13 protein-coding genes are annotated in these 16689 nt (G+C 66.0%); all 13 read left to right on the forward strand.

Annotated elements, in window-relative coordinates; translation table 11 throughout:
- Nucleotides 1–109: 109 nt before the first annotated feature.
- The 13 genes from AC59GX_RS13280 to AC59GX_RS13340 all read left to right on the forward strand — a co-directional run bounded on the left by AC59GX_RS13280 (nt 110) and on the right by AC59GX_RS13340 (nt 16689).
- Nucleotides 110–862, forward strand: coding sequence for a response regulator (locus AC59GX_RS13280; protein WP_056488956.1), 753 nt, complete (start codon nt 110–112; stop codon nt 860–862).
- A gap of 136 nt (nt 863–998) precedes the next feature.
- Nucleotides 999–2780: an ATP-binding protein gene (locus tag AC59GX_RS13285; RefSeq protein WP_426281427.1), complete on the forward strand. Its 1782-nt coding sequence runs from the start codon at nt 999–1001 to the stop codon at nt 2778–2780.
- 94 nt (nt 2781–2874) lie between these two features.
- Nucleotides 2875–3432: a type VI secretion system contractile sheath small subunit gene (tssB, locus tag AC59GX_RS13290; protein ID WP_200924187.1), complete on the forward strand. Its 558-nt coding sequence runs from the start codon at nt 2875–2877 to the stop codon at nt 3430–3432.
- A gap of 28 nt (nt 3433–3460) precedes the next feature.
- Nucleotides 3461–4951 (forward strand): type VI secretion system contractile sheath large subunit, encoded by a 1491-nt coding sequence (tssC, locus tag AC59GX_RS13295; RefSeq protein WP_497301869.1) that lies wholly within the window; start codon nt 3461–3463, stop codon nt 4949–4951.
- Between the two features lie 44 nt (nt 4952–4995).
- The gene (locus AC59GX_RS13300; protein WP_056488962.1) at nt 4996–5481 is read left to right on the forward strand and encodes an Hcp family type VI secretion system effector; all 486 of its coding nucleotides are present in this window, start codon (nt 4996–4998) and stop codon (nt 5479–5481) included.
- 77 nt (nt 5482–5558) lie between these two features.
- Nucleotides 5559–7001: a hypothetical protein gene (locus tag AC59GX_RS13305; protein ID WP_426281426.1), complete on the forward strand. Its 1443-nt coding sequence runs from the start codon at nt 5559–5561 to the stop codon at nt 6999–7001.
- 22 nt (nt 7002–7023) lie between these two features.
- Entirely contained in the window at nt 7024–7731 is a 708-nt protein-coding gene (locus tag AC59GX_RS13310; protein ID WP_426281425.1) for a type VI secretion system accessory protein TagJ, read from the forward strand.
- Nucleotides 7728–8240, forward strand: coding sequence for a type VI secretion system baseplate subunit TssE (locus AC59GX_RS13315; RefSeq protein WP_426281423.1), 513 nt, complete (start codon nt 7728–7730; stop codon nt 8238–8240). The genes AC59GX_RS13310 and AC59GX_RS13315 overlap by 4 nt, the downstream gene beginning before the upstream one ends.
- The gene (tssF, locus tag AC59GX_RS13320) at nt 8240–10156 is read left to right on the forward strand and encodes a type VI secretion system baseplate subunit TssF (protein WP_426281421.1); all 1917 of its coding nucleotides are present in this window, start codon (nt 8240–8242) and stop codon (nt 10154–10156) included. Before AC59GX_RS13315 ends, tssF begins: the two co-directional genes overlap by 1 nt.
- Nucleotides 10120–11160: a type VI secretion system baseplate subunit TssG gene (gene tssG, locus AC59GX_RS13325; RefSeq protein WP_426281420.1), complete on the forward strand. Its 1041-nt coding sequence runs from the start codon at nt 10120–10122 to the stop codon at nt 11158–11160. Before tssF ends, tssG begins: the two co-directional genes overlap by 37 nt.
- The gene (tssH, locus tag AC59GX_RS13330; protein ID WP_426281419.1) at nt 11157–13811 is read left to right on the forward strand and encodes a type VI secretion system ATPase TssH; all 2655 of its coding nucleotides are present in this window, start codon (nt 11157–11159) and stop codon (nt 13809–13811) included. Before tssG ends, tssH begins: the two co-directional genes overlap by 4 nt.
- The gene (locus AC59GX_RS13335; protein WP_497301872.1) at nt 13812–15842 is read left to right on the forward strand and encodes a serine/threonine-protein kinase; all 2031 of its coding nucleotides are present in this window, start codon (nt 13812–13814) and stop codon (nt 15840–15842) included.
- Nucleotides 15843–15849: 7 nt separating this feature from the next.
- Nucleotides 15850–16689, forward strand: a complete 840-nt coding sequence (locus AC59GX_RS13340) for a glucosaminidase domain-containing protein (RefSeq protein WP_426281416.1) — start codon at nt 15850–15852, stop codon at nt 16687–16689.

A 16689-nucleotide genomic window follows, 5' to 3' on the forward strand; every position in this document is an offset into this window, starting at 1 on the left:
GTGCTTAGCAATTCAGTATCAAGTCTATGCTGATGTTTGTGACATTTTTCTTACGGTAATAACAAGGCGCTCGCTTAAAAAGAGCGTCGAGCTGTCGGAGCGGTACCGCATGTCGTTTATCGAAGCGATTTCTACGAATAATTCGTTTCATTCCGCGCGTGTTTTGGTCGTCGATGACGAAGATTCAATGCGACGCTCAGTGGTCAATTATTTGAACGAGCATAACCTCCGTGCGTCTGCCGTTCCCGGTCGCCAGGGGCTGTTCCATACCCTCGCGGTGCGCGAACCCGACCTGATCGTCATGGATATTCATCTTGGCGAAGAGGATGGCCTGGATCTCCTGCGTGAGATTCGCGGCAAGAGTGTCGTGCCGGTTATTCTGATGACAGGGCATTTGCGCGATGAGATCGACCGGGTCGTGGGCCTGGAGCTGGGTGCCGACGATTATCTGCTGAAGCCATTCGACATGCGCGAGCTGCTTGCCCGGATTCGTTCGAACCTCCGCCGCCGAACGATGGATCGCAGTGCGCCTGCGCGGCATGCCGAGCTCGATTACGCGTTCGCAGGCTGGCGTTTCGAACAGCGGACGCGGCGGCTGATCAGCCCGACGGGCGAGACGGTCACGCTTACCAAGAATGAATTTGCGCTGCTCAGCGCTTTTGTCACTGCGCCTCGCCGGCCGCTCAGCCGCGAGCATTTGTTGCAGGCGACCCGTCTGCACGAGGACGTGTTCGATCGTAGCATCGACGTCCAGATTCTGCGTCTGCGTCGCAAGCTGGAGATCGATCCGCGTTCGCCCAGACTGATCAGGACCGAGCGCGGCCTCGGCTATCTTCTCGACGCCGATGTAACGATCCACTGAGCGCCGTGAAATCCGTGCATGCTCGAGCACGCCGACACGTGGACGAGCGGGCACGATGTGCTGCGCCGCCGCCGCCCATGGCGTCACATAGGGTCCAGGCGCGATTGCCGCCGGTAGAACCAAGTAGACCGACTTGATGGCAACACATTTGCCGAGCGAGGCAGGTCCGGCAATCATCTTGCTGGGCTTGGCTGTTGCGATGGCCGTGGTCTGGTGCCTCCACCGGCGGGCACATGACCGTCGTTTGCGTCTGGAAGCGATGCACTCGGCCGTATTCACGCTGTTGCTGGACGGGCCGTCATCGGAGCTCGGTCTGCGGATCGAGGATGCGCTTGCCGACCTTGGCTCGATCATCGGTGTGGATCAGGTATGGCTTCTGGTCGGTGGGGATGCCGATGTCGACGCATTCTACGGCTGGTCCGCAGACGGGTCTCACCAGGCTCTCACTCAGCAGGACGCGGAGGCGCGAACCGCCAGGATCGTTGATCGCTTTCCTTGGGACGAAAATACGATCCTGGTCGAACCGGGCGCGCGGTCGGTAGCCTCCTGGAACCAGGTCATGACCCGACAGCGCGGCACTTGGGCGACGACATTGATGATGCGCTCGCGAGAGCATCAGGACCTTGTGCTGCTGTGCTTGACCGCGCGCAATCGATGGGTCGTCTATCCCGAGACGATCCACGGGCTCGCCTCCGCGCTGCAGACCGCGTTGCAACTCGAGCAGCGTCACCGGCTGGAGACCGAACGGCTGGTCATCGACCAGAAAATGGCGCTCGGTCGTCGAATGGAGGCGATCGGCGCACTGGCCAGCGGGCTCTCGCATAACCTCAACAATATTCTGACCGCGATCGACGGGTTTCGCGCGACCGCCGCGTTGCACGTGCCAGCGAACGGCGTGGTATCCGCCAACCTCGTTGAGATCGGGCAGGCGGTAAAACGCGCGAGCGGCCTTGTGTCGGACGTGCTTCATTTCGGCCGCCGGGTCGAAGGGCCGGCGGAGACGGTTTCACTGGCCGCACTGCTTGCCGAAACGCACAAACTCGTCACGGCGGCTTTGCCGAGCGGCGTGACGCTGGACTGGCAAACTGCCGATGAGCCAATGCACGTCGAGGGCGACTTCGGGCAGTTGCAACAGGTACTGCTCAACCTGTGCAGCAACGCCGACAACGCCATGGCGGGCGGCGGCGCGATCGCCTGTGTGTCGACGTTTCGTTTGCTCGACGATCCGATAAAGTTGAGCCACAACGTGCTGCGCCGAGGACGCTACGCGACCATCGCGGTGTCCGACGAAGGGCGCGGGATCCCGGCCCAAGCGATCCCGCACATCTTCGATGCCTTCTATACCACGCGGCAGGGCGGAACAGGCCTGGGTCTGTCGACGGCCCGCGAGATCATCGAGGCAGCTGGCGGCGCGATCGACATCGACAGTATCGTCGGCGTCGGCAGCCGTTTCACGGTCTGGATCCCGCTGGCTGCGGACGGCGACGCTCCGCTGGCGGGCGACGTCAACAGGGGTACGGGCGAAACGGTGCTGATCGTGAACACAGACGGGCAACGGCTGTCCAACGACGAGGAATTGTTCGCCGCGCTGGGCTATGAGCCGATCGGCATCACCAGTCCCGAGACGCTCGACGCTATCGAGGGGGACATCGACGTTGCGGTCGTAGCAAGCTTCGATCCGCGGTTGGCGGATGAACTTGCCGCGCGTCTGCGGATCGCGGGCATTACGGCACCCTTGCTCGTCGCGGTGCCGCAACCCGAGTTTCTTGGGCAGGTGGTACAGGGGGGAGCGGTTGTCCGTTACCCATTCCAGCCCGCCAACCTTGCCCATGCGCTTGCCCTGAGCCTGGTTCCAAACACCCCCGAAGGTCCTTCGACCCACCCGCGGGTGTCGTCGAATGTGACAATCGTAGCATAGAACGCCCGATCTGAAATCCGGGTGAAGCCCGGCAGCCGCATCTCTTGCGCAGGCGGCACCGGCATGGTGCCCGCAGCAACCGGCGAGGCCAAACATGCTGATGGACAAGAGCGGACAGCGCTTCATCCGCGAAAACCGGAAACCACGCGTCCACATCGAATATGAGGTGGAGACCTACGGGTCCCGACAGAAGATCGAACTGCCTTTCGTGATGGGCGTAATGTCGGATCTGTCGGGCAAGAGCGACGTTGAGAAGAAGCCCTTCGAACAGCGCGACTTCCTCGAGTTCGACATGGACAATTTCGAGGAGCGGATGGACTCGATCGCCCCCCGTGCCGCGTTTGCGGTGGAGAACAGCCTGACCGGTGAAGGCCGGCTTGGCGTCGACATCACGTTCAGGACGCTCGAGGATTTTTCGCCCGGCAGGATCGCGCGCACCGTTCCAGCGCTCGCCAAGCTGTTGGAAGCACGCGAGCAACTCAACGACCTCATGCTGTACATGGACGGCAAGGCGGGTGCGCAGGACCTGCTCGACCGTGTGCTGAAGGATCCTGCGCTGATGCAGGCGCTTGCTGAAGAGCGTGCACGAGAGGATGCGGCCGCAGCATCCGACGCCGTGTCCGCCATCGACCCCGACGGCACCGAGAAGTGACCGCGAACTCGCAAACTGGAGACAGGTGATGGCCGAACAGATGGTGCAGGACCACGCGTTGCAGCCGACCGTGCATGACGCCGTGGTCGACGATTTTACCGCGTTGCTGCAACGCGAATTCAAATCCGGCTCGGACGCCAAGCAGGCGCGGATCGAGCAGGCGGTCAAGACGATGGCGCAACAGGCGCTGGCGGATACCGCGGTGATCGGCGAGGACGTCTACCTCACGGTCGACGCGCTGAAGGCGGCAATCGATCGGAAACTTACCGCGCAGATCAACCTGATCCTGCACCATCCCGATTTTCAGGCGCTCGAATCGGCGTGGCGCGGCCTCTGGTATCTGGTCGGGAACACGTCGACCGGGCGCGATCTCAAGATCCGCGTGCTCAACATCTCGAAGGAAGAGACGCGGCGGCAGTTGCGGCAATATCGCGACGCTGCCTGGGATCAGAGCCCGTTGTTCAAGAAGCTGTACGAGCAGGAGTTCGGACAGCTTGGCGGCCAGCCCTACGGTGCGGTGATCTGCGACTACCAGTTCGATCACTACGGCCCGGACCTGGAAGTGATGAAGGGCCTGAGCAAGATCGGCGCCGCGGCGCACGCCCCGTTCATCGCCGCGGCGGCCCCGCAGTTGATCGGCATGGACAGCTGGCGACAACTCGCCAATCCACGCGACATCGCCAAGCAGTTCGATGCGACGGATTACATGGCGTGGCGATCGTTCCGCGCCTCGCATGACAGCCGCTACCTCGCGCTGACCCTGCCACGGTTCCTCGGTCGCCCGTTGTACGGTGCCTTGACCGAACCGGTCGCCGATTTCTCGTTCGAGGAAGAGGTCGATGGCAACCACGATAATTACCTCTGGCTCAACGCGTCCTATGCGTTGGGGGTAAGGATCACCGAGGCGTTCAAGACCTATGGCTGGTGCACCCGCATCCGCGGCGTGGAATCCGGCGGCACGGTCGAGGATCTGCCGGTATCGCTGTTCCCGACCGACGAGGGCGGCGTCGATGTCAAATGCCCGACCGAGATCGCGATCTCGGACCGTCGTGAGGCCGAGCTGTCCAAGGCGGGGCTGATGGCGCTGATCCACCGCAAGAACACCGACCACGCGACCTTCATCGGCGCGCAGACGGTGCACGAGCCCAAGGCCTACGAAGATCCGGACGCCACCGCCAATGCAAACCTGTCAGCGCGGCTTCCGTACATCTTCGCCAGCTGCCGCTTCGGCCATTACCTGAAATGCATGGTCCGCGACTGGATTGGCGGCACCCGCGAGGCACCGCAGCTCGAACGCGACCTGCAGAGCTGGATCATGCAGTATGTCGATCTGCAGCCCGAGCATTCGAACGAGAACACCAAGGCCAGGAAGCCGCTCAAGCAGGCTAACGTCCAGGTGCTGCCGGACCCGGAGAACCCGGGCTATTACCGCGGCATCTTCCAGATGGTGCCGCACTACCAGCTGGAAGGCATGGACGTGACGCTGAGCATGGTCTCGCGCCTCCCCAAGTCGAACTGATCCACAACGTCCTGTTTCCGTTTTTTACTGTCTAGGAGATCATCATGGCCGTCGAAATGTTCCTCGATCTCGATGCGTGCAAAGGCGAATCGATTGCGAATGGTCACGAGAACCAGGTCGACATCCTCGCCTGGAACTGGGGTGTCGCCAACCAGGGCTCCGGCCATCTGGGCGGCGGCTCCGGCACCGGCAAGGCGAGCTTCCACGATCTGACGATCACCAAATACGTCGACAAGGCGACCAGCACGATCCTCGAGAACTGCGCCAAGGGCAAGCATTTCACCAAGGCGACGCTGTTCTGCCGCAAGGTCGGTGGCGACGCGCCGCTTGAATATCTGGAGATCGAGATGGACCAGGTGTTCGTATCCGGTGTCCAGCATGGCGGCAGCCTCGGCGACGAGCTGACCACCGAGACGGTCACGCTCAACTTCGAGAAGGTGAACGTCAAGTACAAGCCGCAGTCCGCCACCGGCGGTTCGGCTGGTGACATTCCCTTCAAATGGGACATCCGCAAGAATCAGGCCGCCTGATCCCCGCCATGGATACGTTCGCCGCCGGGGCTTGGGCCCTGCGGCGACCACGACGTTTTGATCAGCGGAGCCGAGGAATGTCGATCTTCTCATCGAATACGACCTATCCGCTGGTCGTGTTTCGCGGCACGACGGCGACGCTGCTCCGGGCCGGCGGCGGCACGGCACCGCCCGGCTTGCAGGCGGAGGATGTCGTCTACACGGCAGAGCTCGACCGTGCATCGTACAAGCTGGTCGTGCGGTCGCCTCTTCTTCACACCGAAATCCTGCTCGCGGTAGGGCGTCAGATGTCGACCAGGATCGCGCCCGAATTCGCCGCCGAATTCAAGCGGACCGGTACGCTGAGCGCCAACAGCCCGATCCTCAAAAAGGCGGCCAGCGATGTGCCGTTGTGGGTACAGCAGGCGGGACAGGGCCAGAAGGCCGGCCTGCGACGCTGGCGCAAGGCGAAGGTCGAAAACGCGCTCACTTGCGCCAAGTGCGTGATGGGGCTGGTATCGTCCGGCGCGGGACTGGCCAGTGCCGCCGCATCGTTCGGCGTGACGTCCATTCCCGCCATATTCGGCGCATGGTCGGCGGTCGCGACCACGATCGGCGCGCTCGCCGGCGCGTGGCGAGACGTCCAGACGTCCGAGGCGAACGTCATGCGCCACGTGCGCAAGATGGGCGAGGCGTATGGCAGCCAGTTGCACGGCGCTCAGTCGAACCGCGGCGTGGCGAAGAAAGCTGCGCTCGGCGGGAAGGCCGTTGCAAACATCATGGCCACCAACCTGAAGCTGAACCAGCTTCCCTTCGCCAACGGACGATCGCTGGGGCCATCGGTATCGGGCTTTCAGAGTGCGATCGCCGAATATGAGGTCAAACTGTCGCACCTCGTCAAGGAGGCGAACGCACTCACCGCGATCCTCATGGACCTTCTGGACGTCGACGAGGAGCTCGCGATGTCGACCGACCCCAACGACAGGGCAAAGCTTGCGACCAACGAGGCGCTCGCCGTGCGGATCATCGGCGACGAGCGCGGTACGGCCGGCGTCTCGCGCAAGCGAGACGGATTTCGCGGCCAGGTGTCGATCCTCTGGCTGAAGACCTATTACGATGTCGGGCGCGTGATCGCACAGAAGATGCGGACGCAGGTCCAGCAGTTTCAGCGCGAAACCACGATGAACCGGTTGGATGCGGCCGAGCAGGGCGGCGCACTCGTCTTCGGAGTCGGCATGTGGTTCGCGGGCCAGACCGAAGCATTGACGAGTGGATCGCTGATGGGGTTCGCCAGCAAGGTCGGTATCGTCACGGACAGCGAGGTCCCGAACGTGACGGGCATCATCGGTGTTGCCACCACCCTCAACGAATGGCGCGCCTCGGCCGGCGGTGTGATCAACGCGCTGCGGCACAACTATCCTGAGGAAGCGAAGTCTTCGATCTCGGAGGATTGCAAGGTCGAGTATCTCGCGACGTCGAAGGAATTCGGCCTGGGCGCGCTGGACGCCTACAGCGCGGTGAAGGGTGCGGTTGCGGCATGATCGCGCCGCTGAAAGGCCTCGCATGACGCGTTCGACCCTGGCTGGCCCCGAGATCGAGGCTGTTGTCCGCGCCGGCGACCTGTCCGGCGCGGTGGCCGCGTTGGCGTCGCGTCTGCGCGCCGCACCCGGCGATCGCGATACCCGCATGGTCCTGTTCCAGGTCCTCTGCGTCGGCGCGGACTGGGACCGCGCACAGGCGCAGCTCTGCGTGCTGGGCGGTCAATCTCCCGATCTACAGGTGCTCGCACGCGCTTATGCGCAGGCGATCGAGGCGATGAAGGCGCGCGACGGCGAGATCGCGGAAGCCGATTTCACCGACGCGCCGGATACGCCGGGCGAGGTTGACGGCCAGCGGTTCGATTTCCTGTTCGACGGCGACACGCGGTTCGGCCCGAATCTCGAGGCGGTCGTCGGTGGTACGAGGAGGCTGATCCCGTTCGCGACCATCCTCTCGATCGACACCGAGGGCCCCGTCGACCTGCGCGACCTGGTCTGGTTGCCCGCGCAGATCCGGTTGCGCGACGGCAGCGGGCTCGCCGCGCTCCTGCCCGTGACCTACCCCGGCACCGCCGCCGAAGCGGATACCATGCTGCGGCTGGCTCGACGCACCGAATGGCGCGAACATGGCGGCGGCATCCACGGGGTCGGCCAGCGGATCTGGACGACCTCAACCGGGCATGACGTGCCGATCCTCGAGTTTCGCCACCTTAGCTTCGAGAACACCGCATGAGTGGTCCGCAACCGACGCTGTTCGACAAGCTGGTGGGCGATCTCGCGCTCGACGGGCTACGCGACGATTCCGACGTCGAGAATCTCGACCGCGCGCTCCGGCATTATGCCGTGCCGCGGCTTGATCGGTTCGGTGACAAGGCGTTGCGGGCGACACTGCTGCGCGAGCTGAACTGGTTGCTGAACACCACCAATCTGGCCGCCGTCGCCGACCTTTCCGCATATCCCGAAGTCGCGCTGTCGACGCTCAACTACGGCCTCGGCGATCTGACCGGCAAGATGCTCTACCGCCAGGAACTGCAGCAGCGCGCGCGCGACATGCGCGAGGCGATCGGCCGGTTCGAGCCGCGGATCGATTATGGCAGCCTGGACGTCGAGGTCGACGTCGATCCGGATCGTCCCAACAGCGTCGGCTTCGTGATCCGCGGGGACCTTGCGGACATGGTGCCGGTCGAACTGCGGACCGAGGTCGAGATCGACACCGGCAGCGTATCGTTGAGGGTCGGCTGATGGATCCGCGTCTTCTCCAGGCCTATAACGACGAACTCGTCTACCTGCGCGAGGCCGCGCGCGAGTTCGGAGAAGAGCATCAGACGGTCGCGGGCCGGCTGGGCCTGCAGTCTCCCGCCGAAGTCGACCCCCATGTCGAGCGGCTGCTGGAGGGCGTCGCGTTTCTCGGTGCGCGCGTGCAACTCAAGCTGCGCGATCAGTTTCCTGATTTCACCCAACATCTGCTGCATGCGCTCCAGCCCAATTACCTCGCGCCGACGCCGTCGATGTGCGTGGTGGCGTTCGAACCGCGCGAGAATGACGGCGCGCTGGCCGATGGCATCGACATCCCGCGGCTCAGTCACCTCAATGCGCTCGCTGGCGAACGGGACGGCGCGACCGTCACGTTCCGGACCGGGCACGACGTGACGCTCTGGCCGTTGCAACTGACCCAGGCGGAGTATCTCCCGTCGCGCGCATCGCTGGCACCGTTCCTCGGCAAAAACGCTGGGGGCAAGGACGCTGGGGGCAGGGACGCAGGGGGCAGGGGCGCCGTGGAGGGTGCCGAGGCCGGGCTTCGGATCCGCCTGACCGCGACGGGCGGCGCGAAATTGTCGGAGCTCGCGCCCGGTCCGCTCCCGCTCTACCTCGATGGGTCACAGGCGATCCCGGGCGAGCTGTACCGGCAACTGGTGGCGGATGCGGTGTCGGTCGTATTGTGCCCTACCGACAGCGTTGGGGCTCCTTCGGCGGATCTGCCATTGCCGCGTGCCCATGGCTTCGAGGAAGAGTGCGCGCTGATCCCCAGCGACGGACGGACGCATCGCGGATACCGTCTCCTGTCCGAATATTTCGCCTGTCCCGAACGGTTCCTGTTCATTGCGCTCGACGGACTGGCTCGTCGCTTCGCCGCGTGCGGCGAGGCGACCGAATGCGACGTGGTCATCCTGTTCCGCCGCCGCGCCACCGCGCTCGTCGGATCGGTGACCGCTGCCAACCTGCGGCTGTACGCGACCCCAGCGGTCAACCTGTTCGAGAAGCAGCTCGACCGGGTCGCGGTCACTGCATTCGATCATGAGCGGCTGACGATCGCCGATCGCACGCGCCCGCTCGATTTCGAGGTCAACCGGTTGCTCGACGTCCGCGCGCACCGACGTGACGGTGGTACTCTGCCGGTGGTGCCGATGCACGACTTTGCCGGGTTGTCGTACGATTGGAGCGACGCCTTGTTCTACGCCACGCGCCTGACGCCGCGACGTCTCCCCGCACGCGAGCGCCGGGCGAATGGACGGTCCGATTACGTCGGCACGGAAACGTGGATCAGCGTATCTGCACCCGCCCGCGCGAGCAGGACGGAGGACATCCACGAACTGTCGATCCGCGCACTGGTCACCAACCGCGATCTGCCCGAACGGATGGGCCGCGGTCGCGGCACCGCCTTCTCGATCGACGGCGTGGCGGTCAGCGGCATCACCATGCTGCGGCCGCCGACGCCGCCGCGTGCGCCGCTCGGGCTGAACGACGGGGCGTGGCGGGTGATCGCGCATCTGACACCCAACCAGTTCGGCTTTGCCGGCCGCGGCACGGACGAATGCGACGCGGGCGCACTGCGCCATCATCTGGCGCTGTATGCGCGGCCCGAGGATGCCGTCGCCCGGCGCCAGGTCGAGGCGGTCAAAACGGTACGTGCCGAACCGGTATCGCGGCGCGCTCCGGGTGCGGGACCCAGCGCGTTCGTGCGAGGCCAGCGCCTGCATCTGGGTCTCGACGAGGCCGGGTTCGACAATGGCCGGATGGTGCTGTTCGCGGCGGTGATCGATCGGTTCCTTGCCGAGTTCGCCTCGATCAACAGCTTCACCGAAACCGCACTCGAAACCACGGGAAGGGAGGGCGTGACGCAATGGCCAGCAAGGCTCGGTCGTCGACCGACCATCTGACGTACCTGCGTCTTGGCGCCCAGCGCGTGCAGGCACTCGCCCCGTTCGAGCTGCTGCGCGGTGCGGAGGCGCGGGCGCGCGCGCTGCCGCGGATCGGTACCGCGCGGCTGCCGCAGCAAGACGTCGTCGAGATTGCCCAGACGCCGTCGCTGGCCTTTCCTGCCGCGACCATCGAAGGCATCGCGGTGGACGACGAGCGCGCGCGCGTCGAGGGGCACTGGCTTGGCCTGACGGGGCCCATGGCGCCGTTACCGCTGCACATCAGCGAGTTCGCGTCGTATGAACGGCGCTACTCGAAGCAGCGCCCGTTCAACGGCTTTCTCGACGTCATCGCCGGACGGATGCTCCAGCTGTTCTATCGCGCCTGGGCGAGCACGTCGCCCACCGCGAGCGGCGATCGCCCCGATGACGATTACGCCGCTGACCGGATCGCGGCGCTGTCGGGCGCGCAGGACGGCGCAACCGACGATTCCGCCTTCCCGGCGCGCGCGCGGCTCCGATATGCACCGGTGTTCATCACGCCGCGCAGCCCGGCGGGTATCGCAGACGCACTGTCCGATCTGATGCGGATGCCGGTTCGTCTCACCGAATTCATGCCGCGCTGGCGCGACCTCGAGCCGGAGGATCGCTCCACGCTTGGCGGTAGCATGATGGTGCTCGGTCGCGAGGCGCTGGCAGGCGGACGTGTCCGCACGGTCGCCGACGCGTTTCGCGTGACGGTCACCGCCGGGAGTCACCGCGAGGTGATCGCGCTGTTGCCGGGCGGCGGTCGCCACCGGTTGCTGGAGGAGGCGATCGCGGCCTTCGTGCCGACGCATCTCGATTGGGATGTGGAAATCGAGACGTTGCCTGCCGCGATGCGGCCCGCTCGGCTCGGTAGCGGCTCCCGGCTCGGATGGACCGGGTGGCTCGGATCGCGATTGGAGACCGGCTCGCGCGCCGATATCCGGCTCGGCGCCGGCGCGCGGACGATGACGCAATCCCAACGGAAGGAACCGGCATGACGGATATCAGACGGCAGGTGCTGTTCGGGAAGCTCGGCCCCGCCGCGACCCGTGCGATCGAGAGCGCAACGGGGTTCTGTCGCCTGCGCGGCAACCCGTACGTCGAACTCGTCCATTGGCTGCATATGCTGGTGAAGGATCGCGATACCGACGTCGCGGCGCTGGTGCAGACATGCGGGCTCGACGAGGCGCGTCTGTCCGCGGATATCGTGACGGCGCTCGATCGATTGCCGTCAGGTGCCACGGCGGTCAGCGATTTCGCACCCCAGATCGAGGATACGGTCGAGCGTGGCTGGCTCTACGCGTCGCTGCTGTTCGGCGCGGGCGAGGTGCGTACCGGGCATCTCCTCGTCGCGATCCTGAAGACCCCGCGGCTGCGCGAGCATCTGTTCGCGATCTCGGAGACCTTCCGGCGCCTCTCCGCCGATACGGTCGTCGACCGGTTCGAGACGCTGGTCCAGGGAAGCACGGAGCGGACGATGTCGGCAGCCGCTGCGGATAGTCCGATGACTGGCGGCACCGCTGCGGCGCCGACCGCGGGCGGCGAGGCACTCGCGCGCTATGCGGTCGATCTGACCGCACGCGCCCGCGCCGGCGAGATTGATCGGATCGTCGGGCGCGACCCGGAAATCCGGCAGATGATCGACATCCTGCTGCGTCGTCGCCAGAACAACCCGATCCTCACGGGCGAAGCGGGCGTCGGCAAGACTGCGATCGTCGAGGGTCTCGCGCGCCGTATCGCCGATGGAGACGTGCCACCCGCGCTCGCCGACGTGTCGCTCCATGCGCTCGACCTCGGGCTCCTGCAGGCGGGGGCGGGGGTCAAGGGCGAGTTCGAAAAGCGGTTGCGGCAGGTCATCGACGAGGTCGAGACCGCCGCCAGGCCGGTGATCCTGTTCGTCGATGAGGCGCATACGCTGATCGGCGCTGGAGGGCAGGCAGGCACCGGCGACGCGGCGAACCTGCTCAAGCCAGCGCTCGCCCGCGGTCGCCTGCGGACGATCGCGGCGACGACCTGGGCCGAATACCGCCAATATGTCGAGAAGGACCCCGCGCTCAGCCGCCGGTTCCAGCCGGTCGCGGTCGGCGAACCTGACGACGAGACGGCGGTGGCGATGCTCCGCTCGGTACGCGAACCGATGGAGCGGCATCACGGCGTGACCATTCTCGACGAGGCGCTGGACGCGGCGGTGCGGCTGTCACAGCGCTACATCCCCGCGCGCCAGCTTCCCGACAAGGCCGTGAGTCTGCTCGACACCGCCGCGGCACGCGTCGGCGTGTCGCAGCACGCGACGCCTGCGCGGGTCGAGGACGCCCGCAGCCGGATCGCCCGTGTCGAGGCGGCGCTGGAGGCGGCCGAACGCGAACAGCGCCAGCGCTACGCCGACGGCGCGGCGGCGGCACCGCTCGCCGAGACGCTCGAACTCGCCCGCGCCACGCTCGTCGAGACCGAGACGCAATGGCGCGCCGAGCGCGATGCCGTCGCGGCAATCCACGCGGCGAGGGACGCACTCGGGGACAACGAAGCCACCGGCACAGCGCTGGACCACGCCATCGCCGCATCGCGCGGGTTGCGCAGCGATCAGCCGATGGTCTTCGGTGAGGTCGATGCCGACACCATCGCAGCGGTCGTCGCCGACTGGACCGGCGTCCCCGTCGGCCGCATGGTCAAGGACGACATCGCCGCGGCCCTTGTTATCGAGGACCGCCTGAAGGAGCGCGTCGTCGGCCAAGACGCGGCACTCGACGCGATCGCACGCCGCATCCGGATCAGCCGCGCCCGGCTCGATGATCCGGTCAAGCCGGTCGGTGTGTTCCTGCTCTGCGGACCATCCGGCGTCGGCAAGACCGAGACCGCTCACGCGCTCGCCGAACTTCTCTATTCCGGCGACGACAGCCTGATCGCGATCAACATGAGCGAGTTCCAGGAAGCACATACCGTCTCGACCTTGAAGGGCGCGCCGGCCGGTTATGTCGGCTTCGGCCAGGGCGGCGTGCTGACCGAGGCGGTCCGGCGGCGGCCCTATGCGGTCGTCCTGCTCGACGAGATCGAGAAGGCGCACCCGGACGTCCACGAGATGTTCTTCCAGGTGTTCGACAAGGGCTATATGGAGGATGCGGAAGGGCGGTTCATCGACTTCCGCAACACGTTGATCCTCCTCACCTCGAACATCGGCACCGACACGATCGCGGCGTTGTGTGCGGACGATCTCACCGCGCCGGACGGGCCGAGGCTGGCCGACGCGATCCGCGACGACCTGTTGCAGACCTTTCCGCCAGCCCTGCTCGGTCGGCTCAAGGTGCTCGCCTATCGGCCGCTCGATGCTGCCACGCTGACCGCGATCGTCCGCCTCCAGCTTGGGCGGATTGCCCGGCGGATGGCCGACAATCACGTGATCCGGCTGCGCTGGGACGAGGCGGTCGTCGACCTGATCGTGTCGCGCTGTCGCGAATCGGCATCGGGGGGGCGCATGATCGATGCGATCCTGACCGGTGACGTCTTGCCGGAACTGTCGACGATGGTGCTCCGTGCGCAGGCGCTCGGCGACCTTCCTGCCGAGATCGCGCTGTGGGTCGACGACGACGAACTCGCCTTCCGCGCAATCGAGATGACCGGACCGCAGATCGTTCGAGCGGAAGCGGCCGAATAGATGGACACCGGCATTCGCGATCCGCACGAGAGTTCGCCGGCGATCGCGGCAGCGTTCGGGTTGAGCGCGGGCACCATCCTGAACGGCATCTACCGGATCGACCGGTTCCTGACGCGTGGCGGCATGGGCGACGTCTATCTCGGCAGCAATGTCGAGACCGAGGAGCTGGTGGCGATCAAGGTCATGTTGCCGCGGCTCTCCGAAGACCCGAAGATCCTGTCGCTGTTCCGCAGCGAGGCGCGACTGCTGATCCGCGTCGCGCACCCGGCAGTCGCTCAATACCGTGTGTTCGCGCGCGATGCGACGCTCGGCGTGCATTATCTCGTCACCGACTTCATCGACGGCGACGCATTGTCCGCGCGCTTGCATGGCGAGGTTCCTGGGCCTGACGAAGTCGCGCGATTGATCCGGCGGTTGGCGGGCGGACTGCGAGTCACGCACGAGCTCGGCGCCGTCCACCGCGACATGTCGCCCGACAACATCCTGCTTCCCGGGGGGCGGATCGACGAGGCCAAGATCATCGATTTCGGCATCGCGAAATATGTCGAGCCCGATGATCGGACGGTCGTGATCGAGGGGTTCGCCGGCAAACTTGGGTATGTCGCCCCCGAACAGTTCGGCCTGTACGGCAACCGCATCGGCCCGTGGACGGACATCTACAGCACCGCGCTCGTCCTGCTCGCCTTCGCGCGGTCCGAACCGATCGACATGGGACGGACCATGTCCGAGGCGATGGAGCGCCGATCCAGCGTGCCGGATCTGTCCGCGCTGCCCGATAGTCTGCATCCGCTGTTCCGCGCCATGCTGCAGCCGGACCCGGCCGAGCGTCCCGCGTCGATGGATGCGGTAGTCGGAGCGCTCGATAGCGCACCGATCGTCCGGGCCGCGACGCCTGCCGCGTCGCCCGCCGCTCCACCTGCCGGCCGGCCGGCCGCGCCGTCGGCCAAGCCGTCAGCCGGCCCGACGGTCGCGCCGCCCGCCACGCCGAAACGCGCAGGCCGCCCTAAGTCCAGGCCGGCTCGATCGGTCGACAAGAAACTGGTCGTTGCGCTCGTCACGGTCATCGTCGCGTCGGTGCTGGTATGGCTGGCGTGGCCCGGCACGGACTCGCAGCCGTCTCGTCCCAAGCCGGCGCCTGCCATTCCCACATCACGGCCTGCAATTGCGTCGGTTCGATCGATGCCGCCCGCAACGCCCTCTGCAACGCCGCCGCAGTCCTCCTCACCGGCTGCGCAATCCCCGCCGATCGGCAGTGCGCTTCCACCCTTGTCGATCGTTGCGGCTACCAGCGCCGACCGGCGCCGGGGAACCGCTCTGTGCCGGAGGAACGGCGGCACGACGATCACCGCGACGATCGACGGCATGGTCGACACGCGTACGGCAACGCTGGTGTTTGTCTCGCCGTCGGGCAAGCCGCGGACACTCGTTTCGGGCAGCGCGGAGCAATGGGCACGATCCGCGGATCGGCGTGGGACGGTTCTACAGGATGGTGCGGGACGATACCGCGTACGGCTTTGCGCGAACGAACCGGGGAACGCGGTCCTGGCGGTTCTCGATGGCGCGTCCTCGTTGCCGGTATTGCCGGCGGCGTCGGCGGGAGCCAGCATCGAACGCTACCGCAGCCTTGCCGTTCGGAAGAACTGGCCCGTGATCGTGTCCTGGATCGTCCTTCCGGCGACTGCCCAGACACGAATCGGTCGGGGATTACCCGGCACGTCCTCGACGCCGATCGCCGACGGTTACCCGGTGCAGGGGGCGACCTCCGTCGGAACGGAAACATCTTCGGTTTCCCCGCCGACCAAGGCATCCGCGTTTTGTCGCCGCTACAGAGAGGGGCGCTGGCAGGATGTCGGGGTACGCAGCCGCGACGCCTGCATTTCTGCCGCGCTCAAGCGTGGGTTCTCGGGCTATGCGCAATACGGCTTTACGTTGCTGCGGCGGTATGACGGTCACGTCGAAACCAAGGTAAACGGGCAGTGGGCGCGTCTCGACTCTCGGGCCGACGGCCGCCCGGCGGCATCGTCGCGGTAGACGGGACATGGCGGGCTATCCTCATGTCACGATCGGCGGCGCGGTCGGCCGGGGCGGCGTCAATCGGTCGACGGATGTGCGCGCGATCCAGCAATTGCTAAACATTCGGCGATCCGCCTGGTCGTCGCGGCCTTTGCGCGTGGACGGGATGTGCGGGACCCAAACGCTTCGTGCGATCGCCGAGGCGCAGTACCGCCTCGTCGGTCGACCGCGCTCCGACGGACGCATCGATCCGAATGGCCCCACCTTGCGGTTGCTCAACGCCATGCGCTCCGTGCCGCGCGCCGCACCCCGCGCGACCTCGACGCCGTCGCCGGTATTACCGCGTGCTGTCCTACCACCCACGCCGCGACCGGTATCGCACGCCGTACCGGCCCGGCGTGCTGGCCGCGAGCCCCCCATCGAGGTGATCGATGCGGCCCGGCAGTCGGAACAGCGCTGGCACGTTCCCGCCTCGATCAGCATTGCCCAGTGGATACTCGAAAGCGGCGAGGGCCGGCATATGCCGCCCGGGTCGAACAACCCGTTCGGGATCAAGGCGGCGGCGGGGCAGCCGTCGGTCACGGTGCGCACGCGCGAAGAGACTCGCAGCGGCCGATCCTTCCACATCCGCGCACCGTTCCGAAGGTTCGCAACCCTGGCCGAGGCGTTCGAAGCGCATGGCCGGCTGCTCGCCACGCACCGAGCCTATGGCGAAGCGCGTCGCCATAGCGATGATCCCGACGCCTATGCCGACGCACTGACCGGGCGCTACGCTACTGACACCCACTACGGAACATTGCTCAAGACGATCATGCGCAGCCGGGACTTGTACCGCTACAACGCGCCGGCAGCAGTCTCGCGATAG

It is taken from the genome of Sphingomonas sp. 320_CC, assembly GCF_059691795.1.